The sequence below is a fragment of the Acidovorax sp. KPB24-03 genome (genome assembly GCF_057546605.1).
In genome coordinates this window covers 1-570 of the sequence record NZ_BAAJYR010000943.1, presented here as the reverse complement: position 1 = coordinate 570, position 570 = coordinate 1, and the positions used below count along the sequence as shown (strand labels likewise).

The following is a 570-nucleotide window of genomic DNA, read 5'->3' as shown; positions in this document are numbered from 1 at the left end:
GGCCGGCATCCCGGACGTGGCCATGCGCATGGTGGCCATCTACCGCCGCTTTCCCGAAGAGCCCGACCGCTTCATCGCCTGCGACGGCGACACGCGCATCGCGGCGGGCGACGAGGTCTTCGTGCTGTCCGCGCGCGAGCACATTCCCCAGGTGCTGGCCGCCATGCACCAGCGCGACGGCCAGCCCGCGCGGGCGGTGCGCCGCATCATGATCGCCGGCGGCGGCCGCGTGGGCCTGCGCCTGGCGCGGCAGCTGGCGCAGCAGGGGCGCTTTCACATCAAGGTGATCGAGGGCGATCCGGACCGCTGCGTCGAGCTGGCCTCCACGCTGCCCTCCGAGGTGCTGGTGCTGCAGGGCGATGCCACGGACGAAGACCTGCTGGGCGACGAGAACGTCGAGGAGGTGGACCTGTTCCTCGCGCTCACCGACGACGACGAGGACAACATCATGGCCTGCCTGCTGGCCAAGCGCATGGGCGCGAGCCGCGTGCTGGCGCTGATCAACCGGCGCTCGTACGCCGACCTGATGCACGGCACGCAGATCGACATCGCGCTGTCGCCCGCGCAGGC

At 71.4% G+C, this 570-nt stretch carries 1 protein-coding gene; it reads left to right on the top strand.

Annotated elements, in window-relative coordinates; all coding sequences use genetic code 11:
* Positions 1 to 570, top strand: a 570-nt coding sequence (locus AC27KI_RS26930; RefSeq protein ID WP_487116970.1) for an NAD-binding protein, incomplete at both ends; no start/stop codon positions are given.